A 26,460-nucleotide genomic window follows, 5' to 3' on the forward strand; every position below is an offset into this window, starting at 1 on the left:
GCCGAGGCCGCCGAGGAGACGGGCTTCTAGCCGGCGGCTGCCGCCGCCTTCGCGGCCTTGGACGCCTCGTAGAGCGCGATCGATGCCGCGACCGAGGCGTTGAGGCTCTCCGTGGTCGCGGCGATCGGGATCGACACCACCTGGTCGCACGCCTCGCGCACGAGCCGGGACAGTCCCTCGCCCTCCGCGCCCACGACGATCACGAGCGGGCCGTCGAGCAGGCTCGACTCGTGCAGGTCGACCTCGCCGTCACCCGCGAGGCCGATCACGAACAGGCCGGCCTTCTTGTAGTCCTCGAGCGTGCGCACCATGTTGGTGACGCGTGCCACGGGGATGCGGGCCGCGGCTCCTGCCGAGACCTTCCACGCGGCCACGGTCATGCCCGCCGCGCGGCGCTCGGGCACCACGACGCCCGACGCGCCGAATGCCGCGGCGGAGCGCACGATCGCACCCAAGTTGCGAGGATCCTGGATGCCGTCGAGAGCAATGATGCGCACCGGCGAGGCGGCCTCCAGCAGGTCCTCGGGGTGGGCATACGCGTACGGCGGCACCTCGAGCGCGACGCCCTGGTGAGGAGAGCCGTCCGCGAGCGCGTCGAGGCTCGCCTTGGTCACCTCGCGCACGGTGAGCCCGTGCTCCACGGCGAGTGACACGATCTCCGTCACACGGTCATCGGCGTCGATGCGGTTGAAGACGTGCAGCGTGTGAGCCTTGAGGCCCCCGCGCAGCGCCTCGAGCACGCTATTGCGGCCCACGACCAGCTCGAGCGAGCCGGAGGTGCGGTCGCGCGGCGTGGTCTTTCCGCGCGTACCGGGAGCCTTGGCGGCGTCACGCTCGGAGCGCTGCTTGGCCTTGTATGCCTTGTGATACGGCCGGTCCTCGGCCTTGGGCGTGGGGCCCTTGCCCTCGAGCGCCTTGCGGCCGTGACCGCCGGTGCCGACGCTTGCGCCCTTCTTGGAGCCCGCATTGCGGGTCGCGCCACGGCGCTTCGAGTTCCCAGCCATGGCTCAAGGGTACTGGGGGCGGCGCATAGGCCGCCGCGCGCAGCCAGACATACGCACGGCTCCGCCACACGCTTTCGCGGCTCCGCCACACGCGGCTCGGCGTGTCGCCGGCGTGTCGCGGCCAGAGTCCGTGATCTGGACCATTCCCCGGGGGACTTGTGTGGCGGAGCCGCGAGAGGGCGGGTAGTCAGGAGTCGGCGGCGAGGGACCAGCGTGCGCCGTCGGCCGCGTCCTCGATGACGATGCCCGCGCCGGCCAGGCGGTCACGGATCGCGTCCGCGGTGGCCCAGTCCTTGGACGCACGCGCCGCGGCGCGCGCGTCGATGTCCGCGCGTACCAGGAAGTCGAGCGCGGCCATCGCGGTGTCGGACGCACCCGCGCGCTCGGCGGCCCACTCCGGAGCGGCCGGGTCCAGGCCCAGGACATCGAGCATCGCCCTCGCGCCCACGAGGGCGCCCGCGACCGCGGCATCGTCCCCCGCGGCGAGAGCCGCGTTGCCTGCTCGCACGGTCTCGTGGATGACCGCGAGCGCGCGCGGCACGCCAAGGTCGTCGTTCATGGCCTCGACGAAGCCCTCGGGGAGGGTCGCGGTCGCGAGGTCGGTCGACGTCGGGGCACCGACGCGCTCCGTGGCGCGCGAGACGAATCCCTGGAAGCGCGCCCACTGGGCGGACGCCTCGTCGAGGGTCGACGGCGAGTACTCGAGCATCGAGCGGTAGTGCACCGCGGCGAGCGCGAGCCTCAGGGCGGCGGGCTCGTGCGGCTCGAGGACCTCGGACACCAGCAGCCCGTTGCCCAGGGACTTCGACATCTTGGCGCCCGACTGCGTCACCCACGCGGAGTGCATCCAGAGGCGCGCGAAGCCGTAGCCCGCCGCACGCGACTGCGCCTGCTCGTTCTCGTGGTGGGGGAAGCGCAGGTCGAGGCCGCCGCCGTGGATGTCGAACTCGTCGCCCAGATAGCGCTGCGCCATCGCGGAGCACTCGATGTGCCAGCCCGGCCGTCCGCGTCCCCACGGCGACTCCCACGACGCTGTCTCGGGCTCGCCGTCCTTGCGCGCCTTCCACAGCGCGAAGTCGCGCGGGTCACGCTTGTCGTCTGCAGGGGCGTCGGGGGCGGGGGTGAGGTCCTCGAGCGCCTGGCGCGTGAGAGAGCCATATGCGGCGTAGGAGCGCACGTCAAAGTAGACGCTGCCACCGTGTTCGTAGGCGTGGCCGTTGTCGATGAGGCGCGCGATGATCGCAATGATCTCGGGGATGTGGCCCGTGGCGCGCGGCTCGGCGGCGGGGGGCTTGACCCCGACCGCGGCGTACGCGGCCTGGAACTCGCGCTCGTAGCGCAGCGCCCACGCCCACCACTCCCAGCCCGCCTCGGCGGCCTTGGCGAGGGTCTTGTCGTCGATGTCGGTCACGTTGCGCACCATGCTGACCTGGTAGCCCGAGCGCTCGAGCCAGCGCTGGAGCACGTCGAACGCGACGGCGCTGCGCAGATGACCCACATGCGGCGAGCTCTGCACGGTGGGTCCGCATAGGTAGATGCCCACCTTGCCCGGGGTCAGGGGCGCGAACTCGCGCTCCTCGCGGGTAGCGGTGTCGAACAGTCGCAGGGTCACCCGCCCAGGCTACCGGTCGGGCGCGTGCGGGGGATGCGAGACGTGCGCGCCCTAGGCGGGGAAGACCAGGGCGGTCGCGATCGCCGCGATGCCCTCGCCTCGACCGGTGAGCCCCAGTCCGTCAGTCGTGGTGCCCGCGATGCTCACGGGCGCGCCCGCCGCCACCGACAGCACCGACTCCGCCTCGGCACGGCGCGGAGCGAGCTTGGGGCGGTTCCCGATGACCTGCACGGCCACGTTCCCGATCTCGAAGCCCGCCTCGCGCACGAGCCGCGCGCTCTCCGCGAGCAGCGCGACCCCCGCGGCACCGGCCCACTCGGGCCGTGACGTACCGAAGTTCGCGCCCAGGTCGCCCAGCCCCGCGGCGGACAGCAGCGCGTCGCATGCGGCGTGTGCGGCGACATCCGCGTCCGAGTGCCCCTCGAGACCGGGCTCCCCCGGCCACGCGAGGCCGGCGAGGCGCAGCTCGCGGTCGCCGCCGAAGGCGTGCACGTCGACGCCGATTCCCGTCCGGGGCATGTTCATGTCCACTCCACCGCCACATGTTCGGCCAGCGCGAGGTCGCCGGCATGCGTCACCTTGAATCCCCACTCGTGGCCCTCGACCGCGACCACGCGGTATCCGAGCGCCCGCGCGAGAGAGGCATCGTCCGTCGCGCCGGCACCGCCGCGCGCATGAGCATCCGCGAGCACGTCCGCGCGGAAGGCCTGGGGGGTCTGGACGATGCGAAAGTCGCCGCGATCAACCGGCTCTCCAAGTGCGCCGTCGGGCCCCGGAGCGGACACGAGCGTGTCGACCACGGGGACCACGGGGATCGCGCCGTCCGCGCCGGCCTCGACGGCGGCCGCTACCGCGCTCATGGTCGCCGGCGGCTGGAACGCGCGTGCGGCATCGTGCACCATGACGATGTCGGACGGCGCGAGCGAGAGTGCGGCGAGGCCGGCTCTCACCGAGTCCTGCCTGGTCTCACCCCCAGCGACGATGCTGACGTCGAGACCCTCGAGAGCCTCGCGGAAGGCGTCGAGATGAGTCGGCGGCGCCGTCACCACCACGGTCGAGGCGACCCGCAGCATCGCACGCACCGCGTGGACCACGAGCGCCTCGCCCGCGACGGGCACGAGCGCCTTGGGAAGGGTGGACCCGAGCCGGGTCCCATATCCGGCGGCCGTGACGACGGCCGCGACGGTCACGAGGCGAGGACGGCGTCGAGACGCTGCTCGGCGACCGGCTCCTCGCACTTCTCGGCGAGCGCGAGCTCGCTCACGAGGATCTGGCGCGCCTTGTGGAGCATGCGCTTCTCGCCGGCGGAGAGGCCCTTGTCATTGTCGCGACGCGACAGGTCACGCACGACCTCGGCGACGCGGATGACGTCACCGGACGCGAGCTTCTCGACGTTGGCCTTGTAACGGCGCGACCAGTTGGTGGGCTCCTCGATGTAGGGCTCGCGCAGGACGCCGAAGACCTTCTCGAGTCCGGCCTGGTCCACCACGTCGCGCACGCCGACGAGGTCGACGTTTTCGGCGGGAACCTCGATGGTCAGGTCGCCCTGGGCTACCTTGAGCTTGAGGTAGATCTTCTCCTCGCCGCGGATGACGCGCGTCTTGATGTCCTGGATCTGGGCCGCCCCATGGTGGGGGTAGACGACGGTCTCGCCAACGACGAAGTTCATGGTGGAGTAATCCCCTTCTCGACGGAACTCCATTCTACCATTGCGTATTTGCCCCATAACAGAAGCATCCTGCCTGCATTCGGGCCTATGGTCCCTCACGGGCGGCGCGAGCGCCGTTGCGCAGGTGGTCCCCGCTCGCACGCACCGACTATTCTTCGAGGGACGTTCCCCGAAAGGACCCGCCGTGAAGCTCCCCGCACGACTCGTCTCGGTCGCCGCCCTCGCCGTCGTCGCGGCCGGCTGCAGCGCGATCAACCCCATCACCACGCAGCAGGCGTACGACGCCTCGGACGGCGTGAGCGTCGAGATCGGCGACGTGCGCGGGCTGAACCTGCTGGTCATCACCGAGGCCGAGGGTGCGCCCGCCTCGCTGATCGGCGCCTTCACGAACACCGGCGACGAGGCGGTCGAGGTCGCCGTCAGCCTCGATGGCGAGACCATCGCCATGGTCGAGGTGCCCGCGCGGGGAACCGTGCGCCTGGGAGCCGAAGGCGACACGCAGGTGACCGGAACCTCGACCGCGGCGCCCGGCCGCAGCCACGAGATCACGCTGCAGACCGATGCCGCGGGCCAGATTGTCGAGGAGGTGCCGGTGTTCGACGGCACCCTTCCCGAGTACGCGGGCGAGCTGCCCGCGTAGGCAGCGCCGTCTCGCGGCTCCGCCACACGCCACACCGGGCTCTCTCGCGGCTCCGCCACACCGGGCTCTCTCGCGGCTCCGCCACACCGGGCTTCTTCGCGGCTCCGCCACACAAGAACCCGGCTCCGCCACACGAGCCGCCCGGGGCATCGTCCGGTAGCAGGGACGATGCCGGCCACCCTACTCTCCCCGCAGACCCCGACGGCCCCGCCGTGTGGCGGAGCCGTCGGGGTTCGCGTGCGGTGACGCGCGACGCGCGAGGTCAGGCGCGGATCATCCGAAGCGGCCCGAGATGTAGTCCTCGGTGGCCTTCTCCGACGGCGTCGAGAACATCACCGGGGTGTCGTTCATCTCGATGAGCTTGCCCGGCTTGCCGGTGCCCGCGATGTTGAAGAAGGCGGTGCGGTCGGACACGCGCGCGGCCTGCTGCATGTTGTGGGTCACGATCACGATCGTGTAGTCGTTCTTGAGCTCCTGGATGAGGTCCTCGATCGCGAGGGTCGAGATGGGGTCGAGAGCCGAGCAGGGCTCGTCCATGAGCAGGACGTCGGGCTTGATCGCGATCGCGCGGGCGATGCACAGTCGCTGCTGCTGACCGCCCGAGAGCGACGAGCCGGGCTTGTCGAGGCGGTCCTTGACCTCGTCCCACAGGTTGGCGCCTCGCAGCGAGCCCTCGACCAGGTCGTCGGCGTCGCCGCGCGACATGCGCTTGTTGTTGAGCTTCACGCCGGCCAGCACGTTCTCCGCGATCGACATCGTGGGGAACGGGTTGGGGCGCTGGAACACCATGCCCACGTGGCGACGCACGGCGACGGGGTCGACGCCGGAGTCGTAGAGGTTGATGCCGTCCATCAGCACCTCTCCCTCGACGCGCGCGCCGGGAATGACCTCGTGCATGCGGTTGAGGGTGCGGAGGAAGGTCGACTTGCCGCAGCCCGACGGGCCGATGAACGCGGTCACCGACCTGGGCTCAATGGCGAGCGAGATGTCCTCCACGGCAAGGAAGTTGCCGTAGTAGACGTTGAGGTTGTTGACGTCGATGCGCTTGGCCACAGTGATTCCTTTACCGGCCGGACTTGGGGGAGAAGTAACGAGAGATGAGACGTGCGATGAGGTTGAGCGCCATGACGATGAGGATGAGGACCAGCGCGGCCGCCCACGCGCGGTACTCCGTGATCTCACCCACGCACGGGATACCAGGGTCGTTGCACGGCTGCACCCCCTTGCGCCACTCGGACACGATGTAGACCGGCAGCGCCATCATGCGGCCGTCGAAGAGGTTGAGGTTCATCGAGTCCGCGACACCCACCGCGATGAGCAGCGGCGCGGTCTCGCCGATCACTCGCGCGATCGCGAGCGTCACGCCCGTGGTGATGCCCGCGATCGCGGTGCGCACCACCACCTTGAGGATCGTGAGCCACTTGGGCACACCCAGCGCGTACGCGGCCTCGCGCAGCTCGTTGGGCACCAGCTTGAGCATCTCCTCGGACGAGCGCACCACCACGGGGATCATCAGCACCGACAACGCGACGGCTCCCACCATTCCCGTCTTGGTGCCCGGCCCGACGATGATCGCGAACACCGCATAGGCAAACAGACCCGCGACGATCGACGGGATGCCCGTCATCACGTCGACGAAGAACGTCACCGACCGCTTGAGCCAGCCCTGGCCGTACTCGACCAGGTAGATCGCTGTGAGCAGGCCGATGGGCACCGAGATGACGGTCGCGGCCAGCGTGATGAGCAGCGTGCCCCAGATCGCATGGATGATGCCACCCTCGGGCATGCCGCCAAAGACGCCGCGCATCGACTGCTGCAGGAAGTCGAGGTTGAAGTTGCTGTCCCCGTTGGCGTCGATGAAGAAGCGGTCGAGACCGCGCGTCACCACGGTCACGGTGAGCCACACCAGCGGAATGACGGCGAGGAGGAAGGCCAGGTACACGACGACGGTCATGCCGCCATTGGCAAACTTCCTGCGCCCGCTGAGGCTTCCGAGCGGGGAGGACGGGGTGCGGGGAGACGATGCGGTGGTGGCCATGTCAGTTGGCTCCAGAGAACTCGGCGCGGCGGGAGACAATCCAGCGCGCCAGCATGTTGACGAGCAGCGTGATGACGAAGAGCGCGAGTCCGAGCGCGATGAGCGCGGACACTCCCTGCGTGTTGGCCTCGGGGAACTGGCCCGCGATGAACGAGGCGATCGTGTTGTGGCTCGACGCGTTGAGGATTCCCCACGAGTAGCTGAGGCCCACCGACAGGATCATGTAGACCGCCATCGTCTCGCCGAGCGCTCGACCCAGCCCGAGCATCGTCGCCCCGATCATTCCTGAGCGACCGAACGGGAAGACCGCCATCCGCACCATCTCCCAGCGGGTGGCGCCCATCGCGAGGGCGGCCTCCTCGTGGAGCTTGGGGGTCTGGAGGAAGACCTCACGGGTCACGGCCGTGATGATCGGGATGATCATGATCGCGAGAACGATGCCCGCGGACATGGCGACGCGCCCGGTCGAGGAGATGGTGCCGTCCTCGGCGGGGGCGAAGAGGGGGATCCAGCCCAGGTACGTGGTGAGCCACTCGTAGAAGGGCTGCAGCACGGGGATGACGACGATCGCACCCCAGAGCCCGTAGACCACCGAGGGGATCGCGGCGAGCAGGTCGATCAGATAGCCGAGCGTCTGTGCGAGCTTGCGCGGCGCGTAGTGCGAGATGAAGAGCGCGATGCCGACCGACAGCGGGGTCGCGATCAGCAGGGCGATCGCGGAGATCAGAACCGTGCCGAAGACGAGGAATCCGGCGAGCTCGAGGAGGCTCTGTCCGTCGTCGGGACGGATCCAGGAGATCTTCGCCGCGACCTCGCCCGAGGTGTCGGTCAACGCGGGCCACGCCTCTACGAGGAGGAAGGTAGCGACCGCCGCCAGGGTCACGAGAATGAACGATGCTGCGGTGGCGGACAGGCCGAAGAAGACCTTGTTGGCCGCTGTCTCCGTCTTCGCCGTGAGCGGCGTCGAGTCGGGGGTCACGCCTGATGCGTTCTGGGTGGTGGTCACGCTCGATCTCCCGAGGAAGGCGGACAGACGGGTGGTGGACTCATCCTTGCGGACGAGTCCACCACCGGTCCAATCCTGGGTGTGTTACGCGGCCGCGATCTCGTCGAGGATCGAGGTGATCTTCGCGGACAGGTCCGCCGAGATGGGCGAGGAGCCCGCGGCCGAGGCGGACTTCGCCTGACCCTCTGCGGAGGCGATGTACTTGAGGAATCCGGTCACGAGCGCGCGCTCGGTCTCGTCCTCGTACGACTGGCACGCGATCGAGTAGGACACGAGCACCAGTGGGTAGGCGCCCGCGGCGGTCGTGGTGCGGTCGAGGTGGATCGCGAGGTCGTTCTCACCGTTGGTGCCCTCCGCGGCGGGAGAGGCGTCGACGACCGCGGCGGCAGCCTCGGCGGAGAACGGCACGTACTCCTCGCCGACCTTCAGGGCGACGGTGCCGAGCTCGCCGGCGCGCGAGGCGTCCGCGTAGCCGATGGTGCCGACGTTGTCCTGAACGATCTGGACGAGGGCCGAGGTGCCCTGGCCCGACTCGCCCGCGGCGCCAACCCAGTCACCCGAGGGCTCCTCGCCCCAGGTGGTCGAGGCGGCGGCGAGGTACTCGGTGAAGTTCTCGGTGGTGCCGGACTCGTCGGCGCGGTGGACGATCGTGATCGCGGTGTCGGGGAGCGTGACGCCCTCGTTCTGCGCTGCGATGGCCTCGTCGTTCCAGGTGGTGATCGTGCCGTTGAAGATGTTCGCGATGGTGTCCGCGTCCATGTTCAGGGAGTCGACGCCCTCGAGGTTGAAGATCACCGCGATGGGCGAGATGTACATCGGGAGGTGGATCGCGCCGCTGTCGCCGTCGCAACGGGTCATCGCGAGCGCGTACTCCTCCTCGTCCATCTGGGCGTCCGAGCCGGCGAACGAGGTGGCGCCGTCGAGGAACTGCGTGCGGCCACCGCCCGAGCCGACCGGGTCGTAGTTCACGGTGACGTCGGGGTTGAGCGACTGGAAGCCGGCGCGCCAGGCCTCCATCGCGGACTCCTGCGACGAGGCGCCGGCACCGTTGATCGAGCCGGCGAGCTCGACAGCCGCAGCGGTCTCGGAAGTGCCGGGGGTCGCGGACTCGTTCTCGGCCGGGGCCTCGTTGCTCGCGGTGCACGCGGCGAGCGAGAGCGACAGCACGGCGGCGGTCATGACCACGCCGGTACGGGTGACAAGCTTCACTTCGGTTTCCTCACGTTCATGGGGTCCCGGCTCATTGCCGGATGACGTTCACGTTAGGCACGCGAGGTAACGGCTCGTTGGGGGGATTCTGAACGCAAGGTGAACTTCGGGTGAACCCGGCATCCCGTGACCGAATCGTGACCGTCTGCCCCCTGCGGTTCCCCCTCCAGCCCCCCCGCCCCCGGCTGAACGGCGCGGCTCCGCCACACAAGTAGCCCGGCATCGGCCCGTCTGGGCGCCCGCGCTGCGCGACACGCCGACGACACGCCGATGCGCGTGTGGCGGAGCCGCGAACTGGTGTGGCGGAGCCGCGGGGGTTGGGCAGGGGTTGGGCAGGGGTGGGGCGGAGCAGGGGTTGGGCGGAGCCGCGGGGGTGGGGCGGGGTGGGGCGGGGTGGGGCGGGGTCAGGCCTCGAACGTGTAGCCCACGCCGCGGACGGTCTGGATCAGCACGGGCTCAGCCGGGTCCGCCTCGACGCGACTGCGGATGCGCTTGATGTGCACGTCGAGCGTCTTGGTGTCGCCGAAGTAGTCCGAGCCCCACACCCTGTCGATGATCACCTGTCGCGGCAGCACGCGGCCGGCGTTCTGGGCCAGCAGGTGCAGCAGAGCGAACTCCTTGGGCGGCAGCGATGTCGTCTGCCCCTCGCGCGTGATCTGGAGGCGCTCGGGATCGAGCGTGATGCCCGCGACGGTGAGCCGCTCCGGCTCGTCGACGATATCCCGCTGGCCGGCCGCGTAGCGCCGCAACACCGCGCGCACGCGCGCCACCAGTTCGCGGCCGGAGTAGGGCTTGGTGACGTAATCGTCGGCACCCAGCTCGAGGCCGATGATCCTGTCGACCTGGTCGTCCTTGGCGGTGACCATGATGACGGGCACGTCGGAGCGCTCGCGGATCGCCTTGAAGACCTCGGGCCCGGACATGCCGGGCAGCATGAGGTCGAGGAGCACGAGGTCGGCGCCGTCGCGCACGAAGGCCTCGAGGCCGGCAGTGCCGGTCGCGGCCAGCGCGACGGCGAAGCCCTCCCGCTCGAACAGGTACTGCAGCGAGTCGCGGTACGACTCCTCGTCCTCGACGACGAGGATGCGCGCCTCGGTCATGATGCCTCCTGATGTACGGCCAGCTTGAAGGTGAACGTGGATCCCACGCCGGGCTCGGACCACACGGCGACGGAGCCCGAGTGTTGGAGAGCGACGTGCTTGACGATGCTGAGGCCCAGTCCCGTGCCGCCGGTGTCGCGGGATCGGGCGGGGTCGGTGCGATAGAAGCGCTCGAAGATGCGCTCCTGGTCCTTGGGGTCGATGCCGATTCCCCTGTCGATCACGGCTACGGCCGCGACGCCGTCGCGCGCGTCGACCGAGATGGCGACCTCGGCGCCCTCGTCCGAATACTGCACCGCGTTGTCGATGAGGTTGCGCAGCGCCATCACGAGCAGGTCGCGGTCCCCCAGCACCGTGGGTCGCTCGCGCACGTCGGTGACCAGGCGGATGTTCCTGGCGTCGGCACCCAGCCGCGCGGCCTCGACCGCCTCATGGACCACGCCGTCGAGAGCGAGCACCTCGTGCTCGAGGAGCGACGCCCCGCCCTGCAGGCGCGAGATCTCGATGATCTCCTGGATGAGCTTGGACAGCCGCCGTGACTCCTTGCGCATCTTCTTCGAGAAGCGCCGCACCATCTCGGGGTCGTCGGCGCCCTCCTCGATGGTCTCTGCGAGCAGGCTCAGCGCGCCGATCGGCGTCTTGAGCTCGTGAGAGACGTTCACCGCGAACTCGCGCCGGGACTGCTCGGCGGCGCGCGCCTCGGTGTTGTCGTTGACCACGGCGAGGCAGAGGTCGTCATCGAGCGGAGTCACGCGGGCGTGCACGAACCGCGGCGTGCCGAGCACCCCGCGCTGGACCGCGATCTCGTCCTCGAGGGGCTGGTCACGCCGCCAGGCCTCCTCCGCGAGGTCGGCAAGATCCGAGTTCAACGCTCCGTCGGGCCGCGCGACACCGAGCACCGCCGCCATGTGGTTCGAGAACGCGCTGCGCCTGTCGCGCCTGATCACCACGGCACCGGACTGCAAGACGGACATCAACTGACGCGTGCGGTGCGGCACCAGGGTCGCGGCCGCCTGCAGCCTGCGGCCCCGAATGTGCAGGTACGCGGCCGTGACCGCGGCCCCGAGGGCGGCGCCCACGATCGCGGCGACCCACACCTCCGGACTCATGGGCACACAGTAACCACGCCGATGCGGGTTCACCCAATGTTCACGCGCGCCACCGATTGTTCACCCCCTCGGCGGGGCGACGCGCGCATCGTCCCTCGCACCAGTGCCAGACTGGGAGGGCTAAGCCAGAAGGAGAGCCATGCGCACCCTGTTCAATGCCGAGATGTCCGAGCTCGCGGACGACCTCATCGCGATGGCGCGTCACGTCGAGACCGCCATCACCCACGCTTCCGACGCACTACTCACGGGCAACGTCGAGCTGGCGCAGACCGTCATCGCCGAGGATGCCGCGCTCGACGAGCTCGAGGGCCTGGTCGACGAGCGCTGCGTGCTGCTCATCGCTCAGCAGCAGCCCGTGGGCCTCGACCTGCGCACCATCATCTCGTCGCTGCGGATCTCCGCATCGCTCGAGCGCATGGGTGACCTCGCGCAGCACATCGCCGAGTCCGCCCGCCGCGCCTACCCCGCGTCCGCCGTGCCCGAGTCTCACCGCGAGATCCTCGAGGGCATGTGTGCCGCGGCGAAGGAGGCCGCGTCGGAGACCGTGCGCCTGCTCGAGACCCGCGACCTCAACGTGGCGGCCGCGATCGTGTCGGACGACGACAACCTCGACGCGCTGCACTCGCGCGCCTACAAGGCGATCATCGACGGCTCGTACACGGGCTCTCCGCAGGAGACGCTCGACCTCGCGCTCCTCGCCCGCTACTTCGAGCGCTTCGGCGACCACGCCGTGGGCGTGTCCCGCCGCATCGTCTACCTGGTGACGGGCGACCACTCGGGCGACCGCTCCAAGATCTGAGCCCTCGCGAGACAACGAAGCGCCCCCGACCTCGCGGTCGGGGGCGCTTCGCTTGTGTGGCCTGGGGTTACTTCTTGCCCTGGTTCGCGACGGCCTGGATGGCCGCAGCGGCCGCCTCGGCGTCGAGGTACGTGCCGCCCGGGTTGGTGGGCTTCAGCGTCTCCTCGTCCAGGTGGTAGACCAGCGGGATGCCGGTGGGAACGTTGACGCCCACGATGTCGTCGTCGGCGATGCCGTCGAGGTACTTGATGATCGCGCGCAGCGAGTTGCCGTGCGCGGCGACCAGGACCGTCTTGCCGTCCTTGAGGTCCGGAACGATCGCGGACTCCCAGTACGGAAGCGCGCGCTCGAGGACGTCCTTGAGGCACTCGGTCTTCGGGATGGCCTCACCGGCGTAGCGCGGGTCGCCCTCCTGCGTGAACTCGTTGGTGTCCGAGATAACGGGCGGCGGCACGTCGTACGAGCGGCGCCAGATCATGAACTTCTCCTCGCCGAACTGCTCGAGGGTCTCGGCCTTGTTCTTGCCCTGAAGGTCGCCGTAGTGACGCTCATTGAGGCGCCAGTCGCGCTTGACGGGGATCCAGTGACGGTCCGCCGCGTCGAGGGCGAGGTTCGCGGTCATGATCGCGCGACGCAGGAGCGAGGTGTGCACCACGTCCGGCAGGATGCCCTCGGACTTGAGGAGTTCGCCGCCGCGCTTGGCCTCCCCCCAGCCCTTCTCGTTCAGCGGGACGTCCACCCAGCCGGTGAACAGGTTCTTTGCGTTCCATTCGCTCTCGCCGTGGCGGAGCAGGATGAGGGTGTAGGTCATGGTGCCCAGCCTAACCGGAGGCGCGACCCGTGCGGGTGTGGCCAACGTCCCGGCGCCCGGCCTTCTCGCGTGCGGCGTATCAGACCGCGATGACGCATGCGGGGCTCGTGACCTCCGCCACGGCACACGGCAGCTGCGCGATGTCGCCGATGCCCCGCTCGGGCGGCAGTCCCACCACGTCCGCGAGCGCATACGCCCTCACCCGGTGGCCCCGCTCCTCCCCCACCAGCAGCCTGTCGCCCACGACCGCGAAGTACCGGGGCCAGTGGCCGGCGTCGAATGCGCCGCGATACGTGAGCTCGCCCTCGGGTGCGACGTCGAACACGCTGATGACGTCGGCCCCGCGCACGCTCACGAGCACAAGGTCGCCGCCGTGACGGCGTGACTCGGCCGTCACGAGCGCGACGTGCGCGTCCTGCGGCTCGGCCGAGCGCGCGGGCGCAAGGGTCGCCGGTGTCTCCGCGACGACCTGCGCCGTCGCGCTCGCCGCGTCCCAGCGCAGCGTGCGCAGCACGTGGTCGAGCTCGCACGTCACGTAAATGAGATGGCCGCGCACCGCGGCGTGGCGCGGACCGGCCCCCGGAGGGAACGTCGCGGCGATCCCGTCGGACTCAAGCAGTCCGTCCTCCAGGATGCGGTAGCGGCGCAGCTCGTCGGTGCCCAGGTCGCACACCAGGAGGTGCCCCCCGCCCGGCGCGAGCACCGCCGAATGCGCATGGGGTCCCTCTTGGCGGTCCTCATTCGGGCCCGAGCCCGCGTGCGAGAACGACTGTGCCGGGGCATCGTCCACCGGCAGGCCGTCCTCGCCGAGCCGCACGACCGCGAGGTCGCCGCTCGAATAGTGGCTGACGTAGAGCGTGCGTGCGTCGGGGGCGAGCAGGAGGTGACAGGCGTCCGCGCCGCCGGTAGACAGCGACGCGACGATGCGCGGGCTGGCGGGGCGCGAGACATCCAGCACCGTGAGGGTGCTGGCGGGCAGTTCGCTCGCCGCGTAGGCGAGCGGAAGCCGCGGGTGGGCCAGCAGGAAGGACGGCGCGGGCAGGTCGAGGACCTGCGCCGCACCACCCACGCCGGTGCCGGCCTGGGCCCAGATGCCCTCGCCCAACCCGGCGGGAGTGCCGAGCCCCGCCGCCGGGTAGGTGCCCCAGAGCAGCGTCACCACACCGTCCTACTGGGCGGCGTCGTAGGCCTCGCGGACCTTGGCGGGGATGCGTCCACGCTCGGGCACCTCGACGCCGTTGGCCTTGGCCCACGTGCGGATGGTCGAGGCGTCCGACGCGGCGCGACGCGAACGCGCGGGCGACTTGCGGGCGGACACCCGGCGGCCAGCCTTGATCCACGGCGCGAGGGCGTCGCGAAGCTCGGCGGCGTGGGCCGCGGTGAGGTCCACCTCGTACGACGAGCCATCAAGGGCAAATGCGACAGTCTCGGTGGCTGCCGAGCCGTCGATGTCGTCCACCAGAACAACCTGAACCTTCTGAGCCACGGGGAATTCCTTTCACAGGGGGGTGACCCGATATTCGCACCTTTGACTTAGGGCGTCAATTTGATGCCATGCGAAATGCCCGGGAATAAATCGCGCGCGGAGAATTTTGGACCTCGGTGCTGTATGCGCGGCGGTGCGAGTGGGGACTACGCCGCGGGCGGCTCGTCAGGAGCCTCGGCGCGATCCTGTGCCGACAAGGCGGCATCCTCGCGGGCGAGAGCGGCCCGCTCATTGCGATCCGCACGAATCACGGCGCGGATCGAGAACCAGAACAGCAGGCCCACCCCGATCGACGGGATGATGCCGACGGTGACCGCCACCCACGTGTCCACGTCAGTCCTCGGTGGGCTTGACCAGGGGGAAGAGGATGGTCTCGCGGATGCCCAGTCCGGTGAGCGCCATGAGCAGGCGGTCGATCCCCATGCCCATGCCGCCGCTCGGCGGCATCGCGTACTCCATGGCGGTGAGGAAGTCCTCGTCGAGGCGCATCGCCTCGTCGTCGCCCTGCGCCGCCATGAGTGCCTGCTGCTCGAAGCGCTGGCGCTGGATGACAGGATCGACCAGCTCCGAGTACGCGGTGGCGAGCTCGAAGCCCCGCACGTAGAGGTCCCACTTCTCGACGATCCCAGGGATCGACCGGTGGTCGCGGGTGAGGGGGCTGGTCTCGACGGGGAAGTCGCGCACGAAGGTGGGGGCGCTCAGCGTCGACCCGACGTGGTGCTCCCACAGCTCTTCGACCAGCTTGCCGTGGTTGATGCGCTTCGGGTCGACGCTGAGCTCGACCGCGTCGCACAGGTCCTGGAGGCGAGCGACCGTCGTGTCGGGCGTGATCTCCTCACCCAGCGCCTCGGAGAGCGAGCCATACATCGTGAGGCTCGTCCAGTCTCCCGACAGGTCATATTCCGTGCCGTCGACGAGCGTCACCACACGGGTGCCGAAGAGATCGTCCGCCGCACCCTGCACCAAGTCCCGCGTGAGGGTCGCCATGGTGTCGTAATCGCCGTAGGCCTCATACGCCTCGAGCATGGAGAACTCGGGCGAGTGCGAGGAATCCGCGCCCTCGTTGCGGAAGTTCCTGTTGATCTCGAAGACCTTCTCGATTCCGCCCACGGCGGCGCGCTTGAGGAATAGCTCGGGGGCAATCCTCATGTAGAGATCGATATCGAACGCATTCATGTGCGTGATAAACGGACGGGCAGCGGCGCCGCCCGGCTGCGTCTGCAGCATCGGCGTCTCGACTTCCATGTAGCCGCGCGCGTGCAGGCTCTCGCGCAGGCTGCGCATCATCGCGGCGCGGTTGCGTGCGGTCTCGCGCGCGAGCGGCCGCGCGATGAGGTCGACGTAGCGCTGACGGACGCGGGACTCCTCCGAGAGTTCCTTGTGGAGCACCGGCAGCGGGCGAAGCGCCTTCGCGGCGATCGCCCACTCGTGAGCGAAGACCGACACCTCTCCGCGTCGCGACTTGATCGCGCGCCCCTTGGCGAACAGGTGGTCGCCCAGGTCGACGTCCGCCTTGAACGCAGCGAGGGATTCCTCTCCCACCTCGGCGAGGCTCAGCATGATCTGCAGGCGCTCGCCCGCGCCGTCCTGGATCGATGCGAAGCACAGCTTGCCGGTGTTGCGGATGAACACCACGCGGCCCGCGACACCCACGATGTCCTGGGTCTCTTCGCCGTCCTCGAGGCCCGCGTAGGTCGCCTTGACGTCCGCAATCTCGTGCGTCCGGTCCACGGCGACGGGGTAGGCCTCGCCTCCCGCGGCGATGATCCGGTCGCGCTTCTCGCGGCGCACACGCATCTGCTCGGGGATGTCCTCGGCGGGGGCGGGGGGCGCGGCGGGCGCGGCGGTCTGCTCAGTCACGGCGGCAAGTCTATCGGCGGCGGTGAGTGCGGCACTCATGGGCCTCGGGGTCAGGCGAGGTCGAGACCCAGGTCGACGATCGGCGAGCTGTGGGTCAGCGCGCCCACCGACATGAAGTCGACGCCCGTGGCCGCGACGTCGCGCACGTTCGCCAGCGTGAGGCCTCCGGTCGCCTCGAGCCACACCTTGCCCGTGCCGCCCGGCCCACCCTCTCCCGACTCGCCCTCTCCCGACCCGCGCTCGCCCGACCGGACCTCGGCCGCCAGCGCGGCCATGGCATCGGCGCTCATGTTGTCGAGCATGAGGAAGCGCGCGCCGGCAGCGATCGCCTCTCGCGCCTGCGCGGGCGACTCCACCTCGACCTGCACGGGGACGTCGGGGAAGCGCTCACCGATGCGCGCGATCGCGGCCGCGACGGAGCCCGCGGCGACGATGTGGTTGTCCTTGACCATCGCGCAGTCGAACAGGCCCATCCGCTTGTTCGTCCCGCCGCCGACGCGCACCGCGTACTTCTCGAGCTCGCGCAGGCCCGGCGTGGTCTTGCGCGTGTCGAGCACGCGCGCACCCGTGCCCTCGAGCGCGTCCGCCCAGCGACGCGTGTGCGTCGCGACGCCCGACGCGCGCGACAGCAGGTTGAGCAGGGTGCGCTCGGCGATGAGGACCACGTGTCCGGGCCCCTCGAGGCGCGCGACGACCCCCCCGGCGGGGAGGCGGTCCCCGTCGCTGGCCTCGCGCGTCACGTGAGGGGCGGGCAGGCTCAGCCGCTCGGCGACCTGCGCGAGGGTCTCCTCGATCGCGTCGATGCCCGCGAGGACGCAGTCCTCGCGTGCCGCGACCACGCCCGCGACGCGCGCCTCGGGAGCGATGGTCGACTGGGTGGTGACGTCACGGCCCGGGTCGCTGCCCAGGTCCTCGTCGAGAGACGTGCGGACGATGCGCGCGAGCGCGGCGCGGTCGAGCGGGGCGATCGTGGCGGCGGCCAGGGCAACTTCCTCGGGATGCGGGACGCGAGTCATGGGGCCATTGTGGCGCGGCGCGGCGTGGTCGCGGGCGCGGAGGCTCTCGGGGGCGCGGGAGCGGAGGCTCTCGGGGGCACGGGGCAGGTGGGGACTACGCGCGGCATACCCGGGACCTTTCGGGCATTCCCCGATATACCCCCACGGGGTATCCTGATCCCCACAAGCCGACCCCATCTGGAGGATGCGATGGCCGAGATTCACCTGTCCGCGGAGGAGATGGACCCCGTGGTCAAGCGCCTGCGCCGCGCCCACGGCCAGCTCGCGGGAGTGCTGAAGATGATCGACGAGGGTCGCGAGTGCGCCGACGTCGTGACCCAGCTCGCGGCGGTGTCGAAGGCGATCGACCGCGCCGGATTCACCATGATCGCGACCGGCCTCGAGCAGTGCGTGCGCGCCGACGAGGACACCACGGAGGCCAAGGAGCGCCTCCAGAAGATGTTCATGTCGCTGGCCTGACGGCCGTCGCGGAGCACCTGGGACCAAGGTCGGAATATACCCCCGGGGGTATCTGTTAGCATGGGTGCAACCCCCCCCTCACCGGAAGGACTCCCATGCGCATTATCGTGATCGGAGGCGTCGCCGGCGGCATGAGCGCCGCGGCCCGCGCCCGCAGGCTCAACGAGCAGGCCGAGATCATCGTGTTCGAGAAGGGCAAGTACGTCTCGTTCGCCAACTGCGGGCTGCCGTACCACGTGGGCGGCGAGATCGAGCAGGAGTCGTACCTGCTGCTCCACTCCCCCGCCTCCCTCAAGGCGGAACTCGACCTCGACGTGCGCATCGAGCACGAGGTGATCGGGATCGACCGTGACGCACAGACCGTCCTGGTCGCGACCCCCGAGGGCACCGAGACCTTTGAGTATGACGCGCTGGTGATGTCCCCCGGCGCGGACGCGATCCTGCCCCCGATCGACGGCATGGACCTGCCGCAGGTGACGCACCTGCGCACGGTCGACGAGGCACGCGAGCTCGCGGCCCGTGCCTCGACCGCGAAGCGCGCGGTCGTGATGGGCGCCGGATTCATCGGCCTCGAGACCGCCGAGGCGTTCCGCCACCGCGGCCTCGACGTCACCCTGGTCGAGCTCGCGCCGCAGGTGCTGCCCCCACTCGCGCCCGAGATGAGCGCGCTGGTCGAGAAGGAGCTCATCGCTCACGGCGTCGACGTCCGCGTGGGCGTGGCGGCGACGGGCGTGCAGGCGAACTCCGCTGCCGGGGACTCCGCTGCCGGGGGCTCGGCTGCGGACGATGCCGCGGTTACCGTCGCGCTGTCCGACGGCTCGAGCGTGCCCGCGGACATCGTGGTGGTCTCTGTGGGAGTGCGCCCCAACACCGCGCTGGCACGCGAGGCGGGCCTCGAGCTCGACCCGCGTGGCGCGATCCTCGTGGACGAGCGTCAGCAGACCTCGGACCCGCACATCTGGGCCGCCGGCGACGCGATCGCCGTGCGCCACGGCGTCACCGGCCAGGTCGGACCCGTGCCGCTCGCGGGCCCCGCCAACCGTCAGGGCCGCCGCGCCGCCGACGCGATCATGGGGCGCGCCGACGCCGCGCAGCCCGTCCTGGGCACCGCGATCGTGCGCGCCTTCGACCTCACCGCCGCCATGACGGGCGCGAGCCCGCGCATGCTCGACCAGGCCGGCATCGAGTACTTCGTGGTGCACACCCACCCCGGGAACCACGCGGGCTACTTCCCCGGCTCCGAGGTGCTTCACCTCATGGGCGTATTCTCCCCCGAGGGGACGCTACTCGGCGCACAGGCCGTGGGCCCCGAGGGCGTCGACAAGCGCATCGACGTGCTCGCGACCGCGCTGCGGGCGGGCTTCTCTGCCGATGACATCGCGGAGCTCGAACTCGCATACGCACCCCCCTTCGGATCCGCCAAGGACCCCATCAACATGCTGGGCTTCCTTGCGCAGAATGTGGTCAACGGGACCACCAAGGTGTGGACAGCGGGTGACCTCCCGTGGGCTCGGGACAACGCCCTGATTCTCGACGTGCGCTCGGAGCGCGAGTACGCCATGGGCCACCTGCCCGAGGCGATCAACCTCCCGCACACGCACATCAGGGAGTACATCGAGGGCGTCAAGCAGCTCGCGGCCGGCCGTCCCGTGCGCGTGCTGTGCGCCTCGGGCGTGCGGTCGTACTACGCGCACCGCGTGCTCGCGCAGCACGGGTTCGACTCGGCCACGCTCGATGGCGGCATGTTCACGCTCGTCGAGGCCGTCCGCGATCTCGAGCTCGCGACGGGGGCCTTCCAACCGGCCTGACCGCCCCGCGGCTCCGCCACACGCGCCGCTCTCTCGCGGCTCTCGCGGCTCTCGCGGCTCCGCCACACGCGCCGCTCTCCCGCGGCTCTCGCGGCTCCGCCACACGCCTGACCCGCAATGGGACGCTGGTGGTCGCTTCTGCGACGTGGCGACGCGCCATGGGACATCCATGGTCGCCGGCGTGTGGCGGAGCCGTGAGCGAGGCAGAGCAGGGCAGAACAAGGCAAAACAAGGCAAAACAAGGCAGAGAGCCCCCGTCACCCCAGCTCGAGCGGCGCCTTCATGAACTCGAGCTCGCCGTCCGGGTCGAGCCGCGCCCCGAGGCGCACGGCCCACGCGGGATCGGTGTCGGGAAAGTCCTCGCGCAGGTGCCCGCCACGGGACTCCTCGCGCATCAGCGCCGCCTGGACCAGCACGGACGCGGTCGCGACCACATTGGTGGTCTCCCATTCGGCGGTCTGGGGCATGACCGCCGTGACCGGCTCCGTGTGGAAGCGCGCGCGGATGCGGTCGAGCCTGGCCGCGGCATCGTCGAGACCGTCGCCATCCCTGACCGGCCCCGCGCCCTCGTGGGCGATCGCCTGCACCCTCGCGCGCATCGTCGCCGGTACCAGGGCCGACTCCCCCGCCCGCTCGACGGGCTCGAGCTGCTCGAGCACGGCATCGTCCACCATGGCGGCCGCGTCCCGCGCGGCCCTGCGCGCGAAGACCAGCCCCTCGAGGAGCGAGTTCGAGGCGAGCCGGTTGGCGCCGTGCACGCCGGTGCATGCGGCCTCGCCGATCGCGTAGAGGCCGCGCTGCGTCGAGCGTCCGTGCAGGTCCGTGAGGATGCCGCCGGAGTGGAAGTGTTGCGCCGGCGCAACGGGGATGAGGTCGCGGGACATGTCGATTCCGTGCTCGGCGAGCGACGCCCAGATCGACGGGAAGCGCCTCTCGAGGAACGCGCCGTCGAGGTGGCGACAGTCGAGGAAGACCGAGTCGGCGTCCTCCTCGCGCATCACGTCGACGATGTTCCTGCTCACCACGTCGCGCGGCGCGAGTTCCGCGAGCGGGTGGCGGCCCACCATGAAGCGCTCACCCGCGGCGCTCAGCAGGTACGCGCCCTCTCCGCGCACGGCCTCGGAGATGAGGGGCAGCTGCCCGCGCGCATTCGCGCCCTGCCACAACACGGTCGGGTGGAACTGCACGAACTCGACGTCCGCGACGGCCGCGCCCGCGCGCAGGCCCACGGCCAGTCCGTCGCCCGTGGACGATGCCGGGTTGGTGGACGAGCGGAAGACCTGGCCGATTCCGCCGGTCGCGATGATCACGGCCTTCGCGAGCGCTGCGCCCACGCCGTCGCGCGAGCCCTCGCCGATGATGTGGAGAGTGACGCCGCACACGGGACCGGGGCGACCGTCGGCATCGGGCGCGGCCGTGAGGAGGTCGACCACCATCGCGTGCTCGATCACCTCGATGCCGGGATCGTTGCGGACCGCCTCAAGCTGCTCGACGAGCGCGCGCGAGATCTCGGCTCCGGTCGCGTCGCCGCCCGCATGCGCGATCCTGTCCCGGTGGTGGCCGCCCTCGCGCGTGAGCGTGAGGTCGCCGTCGGGACCCAGGTCGAACTGCGCACCGCGGCGCAGGAGCTTGCGCACCGAATGCGGACCCTCCGTGACAAGCACGCGGACCGCCTCCTCGGAGCACAGTCCCACTCCCGCCACCAGGGTGTCCTGGAGGTGCTCCTCGGGGGTGTCATCGGGATCCATCGCCGCCGCGATTCCACCCTGAGCCCAGACCGTGCTGCCGGAGCTGAGCACGCCCTTGGTCACGACGAGCACGCGGTCGACCCGCTCGCGCAGGTCGAGCGCCGTGGTGAGGCCGGCGATTCCTGATCCCACCACGATGACGTCGGTGTCGATGGTCCAGCCGGGCTGAGGCGCGGCGAGGCGGCGCACGAAGGCGGTCATTCGCTCAGGCTACCGCCGGCGCGCTGTGTCGCCTTCTCGCGGCACTCGCCCCCTCCGCTCGCGGCATTCGCCCGCACCCGCTCGCACCATTCGCCCGCACCCGCTCGCGGCATTCGCCTGCGCCCGCCCTCGGCTCCGCCACACGAGGACGCGAGAATCGGCGCAGTTCGCGGGGCTCAGGCCCCGACACGCCGACGACACGCCGATGCCCGTGTGGCGGAGCCGCGAAAACGTGTGGCGGAGCCGCGGGGTAGCGCAGTCGAGCCGCGAAGAAGGGCGGCGCAGGCGGCGCAGGCGGGGTGGGCGGCGCAGGCGGCGCAGGCCGGGAAGGAGCGCGAGCCGCGCGTCAGCTCAGCGGGACGCCCGACGCCTCGAGCCCGAAGCCCTCGGGCACCTGGCCGGGGTCGGCGCCGCGCGACACGATCCGGTTCGACGCATCGACGAACACGACGCTGGGCTCGAAGACGCGCGCCTCGGCGTCCGCGAACAGGCCGTATGCGATCACGATCACCACGTCGCCCGGATGCACCAGATGCGCCGCGGCGCCGTTGATGCCCACCACGCCGGACCCGCGCTCGCCCGGAATCGCGTACGTGCTGAGCCGCGCGCCGTTGGTGACGTCGACCACGTCGACCTGCTGCCCGGGCAGCACACCGGCGGCATCGAGCAGGTCCGCGTCGATCGTGATCGAGCCGACGTAGTGCAGGTCCGCCTGCGTCACGGTGGCGCGGTGAATCTTGCCGGTGAGCATGGTGCGCTGAAGCGAGGTCATGGGGTCCTTCCGAGGTCGCGTCAGTCGGCGAGGGGGCCGATGCGCGTCACGACGTTGTCGATGAGTCGCGTCTCGCCCACGCGGGCGGCGACGGCGATCACGGCCACACCACGGTAACCCGCGTCGAGTGGCTGCGCGGACACCGGGTCGAGCGCATCGAGGTAGTCGAGCTCGACCTCGGGCACCTCCGCCATCGTGCCGCGCCCGGCCTCCACCACCTGGGCGAGCGTGCCGCCCGACCTGGCCACGGCATCGGCCGCACGAAGTGCCCGCGACAGGATGAGCGCGCGCGTGCGCTCGGCGGGAGACAGGAACACGTTCCGCGAGGACAGCGCCAGGCCGTCCGCGTCGCGCACGGTGGGGACGGCGACCACCTCGACCGGCATCGACAGGTCCCGCACCATGGTGCGCACGGCGATCACCTGTTGCGCGTCCTTCTGACCGAAGAACGCGAGGTCGGGCTGCGTCAGCCCCAGCAGCTTGCACACCACCGTGAGCACGCCGTCGAAGTGTCCCGGACGGTGCTCCCCCTCGAAGACCCGGCCGATCTCCCCCGCAGACACCGTCACGACCGGCGGCCAGCCGCGGTAGACCTCTTCGACGGAGGGCGCGAACACCACGTCGACGCCCAGCGGCTCGAGCAGGGCGGCGTCCGCCTCAAGGGTACGAGGATAACGATCGAGGTCAGCGGGGTCGTCGAACTGCAGAGGGTTGACGAACACGGTCACCACGACCTCGTCCGCCGCCTCGCGGGCCGCGCGCACGAGCGACAGGTGGCCCTCGTGCAGCGCACCCATCGTCATGACGACGGCACGGCTGGGGCGGTCGCCCGCGCGTCGCGCGGGACGGATCGCGGGGCCCCGCAGCTCGGCCGCGGTATGGACGATGCGCATCAGGCCTCCGTGTCCGTGTCGCCCGCCACGAGGGGCGCGTCGGGCCCCAGCGTCGCGATGATGTCCGCGTACTGCGCGGGGCCGATGCGTCCCCCGCTGAGCGCGAGGTCGGCCGTGACGCGCGCCATGGCCCGGTACGCGTAGAGCGCCTCGGGCTGACGCGCGAGCGCCTCGAGGTGCGCCGCGACGGTGCCGGCATCGCCGCGCACCACCGGACCGGTGAGCGTCGCGACCGCGCCGGGGGCCTCGCGCAGCGCCCCATCGACGGACGCATGCGTGAGCGGCCCGAGCACGCGCGCCGGCTCCTCGATGCCGATCCTCGCGAGCATCGCGCTCGCCTGCGTCACCGCGGTCACCACGTGATTCGCGCCGTGCACCAGCGCGGCGTGATACGCCGGCCGGTCCCACTCCTCGACCACGATCGGCTCGCCGCCCATCTCGACCACGAGCGCCTGCGCGATCGGCAGCATGCCCGGCGGCGCGGTCACGGCGAACACGGCATCGTGCAGCCGCGCGCGGTCCATGGACGTGCCGGTGAAGGTCATCGCGGGATGGATCGCCAAGGGGACGATGCCAGGGGTCGCCGCGTCCGCCAGGATCGCGATCCCGTGGCGGCCGCTCGTGTGGACCACGAGCTGCCCGGGCCGCCAGGCCTCGACGGCCGCGAGTCCGGCGGCGACGGCAGCGATCTCGTCGTCGGGAACCGTGAGCAGCACGAGCTCGGCGGCGCGCACGACCTCGTCCGGCGGGGCGATCGGCACGCCGGGAAGCAGCGCCTCGACGCGCGCGAGCGACGCGTCCGACACCGCCGAGGCCGCGACGACCTCGTGGCCCACCTCGCGCAGGGCGGCGGCGATCACCGCGCCCACGCGGCCGGCCCCCACGAGCCCGATCCGGAGGCGGCCGGGACGGCGCGTGTTCCCGCGCACCTCGTGGCCGCGCGCGGCGGGACCGGTCGTGTCAGGCATCGGCGACCACGGCATCGTCCAATCCCACCGCCGCCATCCACTGCTCGGGGGTCTGGCGGCGCCGGCCCGCGCGGGCGCGCGCGGCCTGTGCGTCGAGCAGCGCGAACGCGTCCTCCTGCGACAGGTGCGCCGCGATGGGCGTGACGGGGCCCGAGGTGGAGTGGACCTCGACGTTCGCGAGTCCGAGCGCGCGAAGGATCGGCCCCTGCGAGAGGCCGAGCGACTGCGTGCGCTCGTGCGGGACCACGAAGAGCTCCTTCTCCCAGCGGCCGCGGCGGATGAGCAGCGCCCGCTCGGTCGCGCGCACGCCACGGAAGCGCCACTGCCACGGATCGACCCTGCGTGCGGCGGGCGGGCTCGTGAGGAACCCACCCTCGTCGCCCGTCCCGTGCATCGCGTAGCCGAGCGTGCCGTGCGGGTCCGGGTCGCCCAGGTCGGGCAGCACGAGCCACACCGCGGTGAGCGCCTCCTGCCTGGTCGCGACGGGGTGCAGCACCGAGACGGACTCGCTGTCCTCGCCGTAGCCGGCGACGTTGATGGTCACGCGCCACCAGTCGGTCCAGCGCCACAGCAGGGGCTGGTGCAGGCGGATGGCCTGGACGCGCCCCGGCGGCACCGTCTGACGACGCGTCTCCATGAGCCCGTGGCGCAAGCGCAACCCGTCCTCGGAGATGCCCGCCGTGAAGCCGAACCCTCCGTTGAGACGGGTCCAGAAGAAGCTGAACAGCGCGCCGAGCGCACCCAACATCGCGACGAGGCTGGTGCCCACGATCGCGCCGACCGCCTCGACGATGTCGAGGTGGAAGAACAGCACCGCGATTCCCGCGACGATCGGCAGCGCGATCACGAGCAGCGCCGGGCCGCTCAGCAGCGTCGACACGACGAGTCGCCCGGTCGGCACCTTATAGACCTCGCGCTCGACGGCCGCGGCGATCGCGGTGCGCGCGGTCTCGGTGCCGCGCAGGATGTCCTCCGGGCGGCCCAGCGCCTCCGCGCGCTCGCCCAGATGTGCCCGTAGGTCGCGAAGGGACGATGCCGGGGCGACGTGGGCGCCTTCCTCCCCTGGCGCCTGGGGGTCCTGCTGGTTCTGTCGCTCGCGCTTGAGGCCGGCGGCGAGGTAGAGGATCTCGTTGCGCAGGGCCTCCGCGTCGCCCAGGCGCAGGAACTTGAGCTCGACGCTCGAGTCCTCTCCTCCGGCGACCTGGATGCTGAGCGCCGCGAACCCGAACACGCGCGCGAGCAGCGGCTGGACCACGTCAACCGCCTGGAGGCGGTCCAGGCGTGCCTGGCGCTGCTGACGGGTGACGATGCCCTGGCGCAGGTACACGGTGTCGTCACCCAGGCGGAACTCGGTGCGACGCCACTGCCAGTACGAGACGCTCAGCACCGCGGCGAAGCCGATCACGGCCGCGATCGCGACCCACAGCACGGGGAACTCGTCGAGGAAGTCGTAGTCGTCGCCCACGACCCAGGACGGCATGTTCTGGTAGAGGAAATAGGCGAAGACGGCACCCACCACGGCCCACCCGCCGAGCAGGGGGGAGACGGGGTGGAGCCGCGTCCACTCGCGAGGCGCCTCGTAGACGGGGGTGTCGCTCATAGCCCGGCGAGCCTCGCCTCTCCGCGCGTGGTGAGGCGGTCGCGCAGGCGCGCGGCCTCCTCGGCAGGCACCCCCGCGATCGAGGCGTCCGTGCCAGGTGACGCGGTGTGGAGCTGGACCGTCGCGAGGCCGAGCGCGCGGTCGAGCGGCCCCGCCTTGACGTCGACGTACTGCATGCGTCCGTAGGGCACCACGGTGACCGAGCGGAACATGCGTCCCCGGCGGACCAGCAGGTCCTCCTCGCCCTCGGCCCAGGCGTGCACGGTGACCTGACGGACCACGATCCACGAGAACCACGCACCGAGCGCGAGCCCGGCGCCGGTGAGGGCGAGGAACCAGGGCTCGGAGGAGAGCGCGGTGATCACCAGTCCCGCGATCACCAGCGGCGCCATCCAGATCCACAACGTGATGAGCCGAGCCGTGATGAGGCGGCGCGACACGTGGGTCCAGGGGGCATCTGCGTTGGTGTACCAGGTCATGGGATCAGTGTTCCACTTCGCACCGGGTCTGCCAGCATCGCGCCACCCGCCGCTTCACCCACCGGAGCGCGCCATGGGACGGCCATTGTCGGTTTCGAGAGGTTGGCGCCTCCCATGGGACATCCATGGTCGGCGCGGAGGGATGACGCCCCGCGACAATGACCGTCCCATGG

At 70.8% G+C, this 26,460-nt stretch carries 27 protein-coding genes; 4 read left to right on the forward strand and 23 right to left on the reverse strand.

The window, feature by feature from the left end; genetic code table 11:
* Window positions 1–26: 26 nt before the first annotated feature.
* The 5 genes from rlmB to ABEA62_RS03035 form a co-directional block, all read right to left on the reverse strand.
* Window positions 27–1,004 (reverse strand): 23S rRNA (guanosine(2251)-2'-O)-methyltransferase RlmB, encoded by a 978-nt coding sequence (gene rlmB, locus ABEA62_RS03015; protein ID WP_286214088.1) that lies wholly within the window; start codon window positions 1,002–1,004, stop codon window positions 27–29.
* 187 nt (window positions 1,005–1,191) lie between these two features.
* Window positions 1,192–2,616 (reverse strand): cysteine--tRNA ligase, encoded by a 1,425-nt coding sequence (gene cysS, locus ABEA62_RS03020; RefSeq protein ID WP_286214089.1) that lies wholly within the window; start codon window positions 2,614–2,616, stop codon window positions 1,192–1,194.
* Between the two features lie 51 nt (window positions 2,617–2,667).
* Window positions 2,668–3,141, reverse strand: a complete 474-nt coding sequence (gene ispF, locus ABEA62_RS03025; RefSeq protein WP_345378485.1) for a 2-C-methyl-D-erythritol 2,4-cyclodiphosphate synthase — start codon at window positions 3,139–3,141, stop codon at window positions 2,668–2,670.
* Window positions 3,138–3,806: a 2-C-methyl-D-erythritol 4-phosphate cytidylyltransferase gene (ispD, locus tag ABEA62_RS03030; protein WP_345378487.1), complete on the reverse strand. Its 669-nt coding sequence runs from the start codon at window positions 3,804–3,806 to the stop codon at window positions 3,138–3,140. The genes ispF and ispD overlap by 4 nt, the downstream gene beginning before the upstream one ends.
* Entirely contained in the window at window positions 3,803–4,285 is a 483-nt protein-coding gene (locus tag ABEA62_RS03035) for a CarD family transcriptional regulator (protein WP_286214091.1), read from the reverse strand. The genes ispD and ABEA62_RS03035 overlap by 4 nt, the downstream gene beginning before the upstream one ends.
* Before the next feature lie 184 nt (window positions 4,286–4,469).
* On the opposite strand from ABEA62_RS03035, the gene ABEA62_RS03040 reads away from it, so the two are divergent.
* On the forward strand, window positions 4,470–4,925 hold the full coding sequence (locus tag ABEA62_RS03040) for a hypothetical protein (RefSeq protein ID WP_286214092.1): 456 nt from the start codon (window positions 4,470–4,472) through the stop codon (window positions 4,923–4,925).
* A gap of 273 nt (window positions 4,926–5,198) precedes the next feature.
* Here the strand turns inward: ABEA62_RS03040 and pstB are convergent, their stop codons facing one another.
* The 6 genes from pstB to ABEA62_RS03070 form a co-directional block, all read right to left on the reverse strand.
* Window positions 5,199–5,978 (reverse strand): phosphate ABC transporter ATP-binding protein PstB, encoded by a 780-nt coding sequence (gene pstB / locus ABEA62_RS03045; RefSeq protein WP_345378493.1) that lies wholly within the window; start codon window positions 5,976–5,978, stop codon window positions 5,199–5,201.
* Window positions 5,979–5,988: 10 nt separating this feature from the next.
* Window positions 5,989–6,963 (reverse strand): phosphate ABC transporter permease PstA, encoded by a 975-nt coding sequence (gene pstA, locus ABEA62_RS03050; RefSeq protein ID WP_345378495.1) that lies wholly within the window; start codon window positions 6,961–6,963, stop codon window positions 5,989–5,991.
* Window position 6,964: 1 nt separating this feature from the next.
* Complete coding sequence (pstC, locus tag ABEA62_RS03055; RefSeq protein ID WP_425557955.1) at window positions 6,965–7,969, reverse strand: phosphate ABC transporter permease subunit PstC; 1,005 nt, start codon at window positions 7,967–7,969, stop codon at window positions 6,965–6,967.
* A gap of 84 nt (window positions 7,970–8,053) precedes the next feature.
* Entirely contained in the window at window positions 8,054–9,178 is a 1,125-nt protein-coding gene (gene pstS / locus ABEA62_RS03060) for a phosphate ABC transporter substrate-binding protein PstS (RefSeq protein ID WP_286214094.1), read from the reverse strand.
* A gap of 404 nt (window positions 9,179–9,582) precedes the next feature.
* Window positions 9,583–10,278 (reverse strand): response regulator transcription factor, encoded by a 696-nt coding sequence (locus ABEA62_RS03065; protein WP_286214097.1) that lies wholly within the window; start codon window positions 10,276–10,278, stop codon window positions 9,583–9,585.
* Window positions 10,275–11,387 carry a sensor histidine kinase gene (locus tag ABEA62_RS03070; protein WP_286214099.1) on the reverse strand — a complete coding sequence of 371 codons (1,113 nt, stop codon included), beginning with the start codon at window positions 11,385–11,387 and terminating at the stop codon, window positions 10,275–10,277. The genes ABEA62_RS03065 and ABEA62_RS03070 overlap by 4 nt, the downstream gene beginning before the upstream one ends.
* Before the next feature lie 139 nt (window positions 11,388–11,526).
* On the opposite strand from ABEA62_RS03070, the gene phoU reads away from it, so the two are divergent.
* Window positions 11,527–12,186, forward strand: a complete 660-nt coding sequence (phoU, locus tag ABEA62_RS03075; protein ID WP_286214100.1) for a phosphate signaling complex protein PhoU — start codon at window positions 11,527–11,529, stop codon at window positions 12,184–12,186.
* Window positions 12,187–12,253: 67 nt separating this feature from the next.
* Here phoU and ABEA62_RS03080 read toward each other — a convergent pair whose 3' ends face one another.
* The 6 genes from ABEA62_RS03080 to nadC form a co-directional block, all read right to left on the reverse strand.
* Complete coding sequence (locus ABEA62_RS03080) at window positions 12,254–12,997, reverse strand: phosphoglyceromutase (RefSeq protein WP_345378500.1); 744 nt, start codon at window positions 12,995–12,997, stop codon at window positions 12,254–12,256.
* Between the two features lie 79 nt (window positions 12,998–13,076).
* Window positions 13,077–14,156: a lactonase family protein gene (locus ABEA62_RS03085; RefSeq protein WP_345378502.1), complete on the reverse strand. Its 1,080-nt coding sequence runs from the start codon at window positions 14,154–14,156 to the stop codon at window positions 13,077–13,079.
* A gap of 9 nt (window positions 14,157–14,165) precedes the next feature.
* Window positions 14,166–14,483, reverse strand: coding sequence for a histone-like nucleoid-structuring protein Lsr2 (locus tag ABEA62_RS03090; RefSeq protein ID WP_286214101.1), 318 nt, complete (start codon window positions 14,481–14,483; stop codon window positions 14,166–14,168).
* 146 nt (window positions 14,484–14,629) lie between these two features.
* Window positions 14,630–14,815 carry a hypothetical protein gene (locus tag ABEA62_RS03095; RefSeq protein ID WP_345378505.1) on the reverse strand — a complete coding sequence of 62 codons (186 nt, stop codon included), beginning with the start codon at window positions 14,813–14,815 and terminating at the stop codon, window positions 14,630–14,632.
* Between the two features lies 1 nt (window position 14,816).
* Window positions 14,817–16,280 (reverse strand): lysine--tRNA ligase, encoded by a 1,464-nt coding sequence (gene lysS / locus ABEA62_RS03100; protein ID WP_286214104.1) that lies wholly within the window; start codon window positions 16,278–16,280, stop codon window positions 14,817–14,819.
* Between the two features lie 113 nt (window positions 16,281–16,393).
* On the reverse strand, window positions 16,394–17,359 hold the full coding sequence (nadC, locus tag ABEA62_RS03105; RefSeq protein ID WP_345378507.1) for a carboxylating nicotinate-nucleotide diphosphorylase: 966 nt from the start codon (window positions 17,357–17,359) through the stop codon (window positions 16,394–16,396).
* A 198-nt stretch (window positions 17,360–17,557) separates the two neighbouring features.
* Here nadC and ABEA62_RS03110 point away from each other — a divergent pair, with 198 nt between their 5' ends.
* A complete protein-coding gene (locus ABEA62_RS03110; protein WP_286216732.1) occupies window positions 17,558–17,818 on the forward strand; it encodes a metal-sensitive transcriptional regulator in 261 nt (86 codons plus the stop codon).
* Window positions 17,819–17,913: 95 nt separating this feature from the next.
* Window positions 17,914–19,626 (forward strand): FAD-dependent oxidoreductase, encoded by a 1,713-nt coding sequence (locus ABEA62_RS03115; protein WP_345378509.1) that lies wholly within the window; start codon window positions 17,914–17,916, stop codon window positions 19,624–19,626.
* 257 nt (window positions 19,627–19,883) lie between these two features.
* Here the strand turns inward: ABEA62_RS03115 and ABEA62_RS03120 are convergent, their stop codons facing one another.
* From ABEA62_RS03120 to ABEA62_RS03145, 6 genes are all read right to left on the reverse strand, one after another.
* Entirely contained in the window at window positions 19,884–21,575 is a 1,692-nt protein-coding gene (locus ABEA62_RS03120) for an L-aspartate oxidase (RefSeq protein WP_286214105.1), read from the reverse strand.
* Window positions 21,576–21,921: 346 nt separating this feature from the next.
* On the reverse strand, window positions 21,922–22,347 hold the full coding sequence (gene panD, locus ABEA62_RS03125; RefSeq protein ID WP_286214106.1) for an aspartate 1-decarboxylase: 426 nt from the start codon (window positions 22,345–22,347) through the stop codon (window positions 21,922–21,924).
* 20 nt (window positions 22,348–22,367) lie between these two features.
* Complete coding sequence (gene panC, locus ABEA62_RS03130) at window positions 22,368–23,240, reverse strand: pantoate--beta-alanine ligase (RefSeq protein WP_286214107.1); 873 nt, start codon at window positions 23,238–23,240, stop codon at window positions 22,368–22,370.
* A complete protein-coding gene (locus ABEA62_RS03135; protein ID WP_286214108.1) occupies window positions 23,240–24,208 on the reverse strand; it encodes a Rossmann-like and DUF2520 domain-containing protein in 969 nt (322 codons plus the stop codon). Before ABEA62_RS03135 ends, panC begins: the two co-directional genes overlap by 1 nt.
* Complete coding sequence (locus ABEA62_RS03140; protein ID WP_345378516.1) at window positions 24,201–25,808, reverse strand: PH domain-containing protein; 1,608 nt, start codon at window positions 25,806–25,808, stop codon at window positions 24,201–24,203. Before ABEA62_RS03140 ends, ABEA62_RS03135 begins: the two co-directional genes overlap by 8 nt.
* Complete coding sequence (locus ABEA62_RS03145; protein WP_286214111.1) at window positions 25,805–26,287, reverse strand: PH domain-containing protein; 483 nt, start codon at window positions 26,285–26,287, stop codon at window positions 25,805–25,807. The genes ABEA62_RS03140 and ABEA62_RS03145 overlap by 4 nt, the downstream gene beginning before the upstream one ends.
* Between the last annotated feature and the right edge of the window lie 173 nt (window positions 26,288–26,460).

The organism is Demequina sediminis (genome assembly GCF_039545075.1).
Taxonomy (GTDB): domain Bacteria; phylum Actinomycetota; class Actinomycetes; order Actinomycetales; family Demequinaceae; genus Demequina; species Demequina sediminis.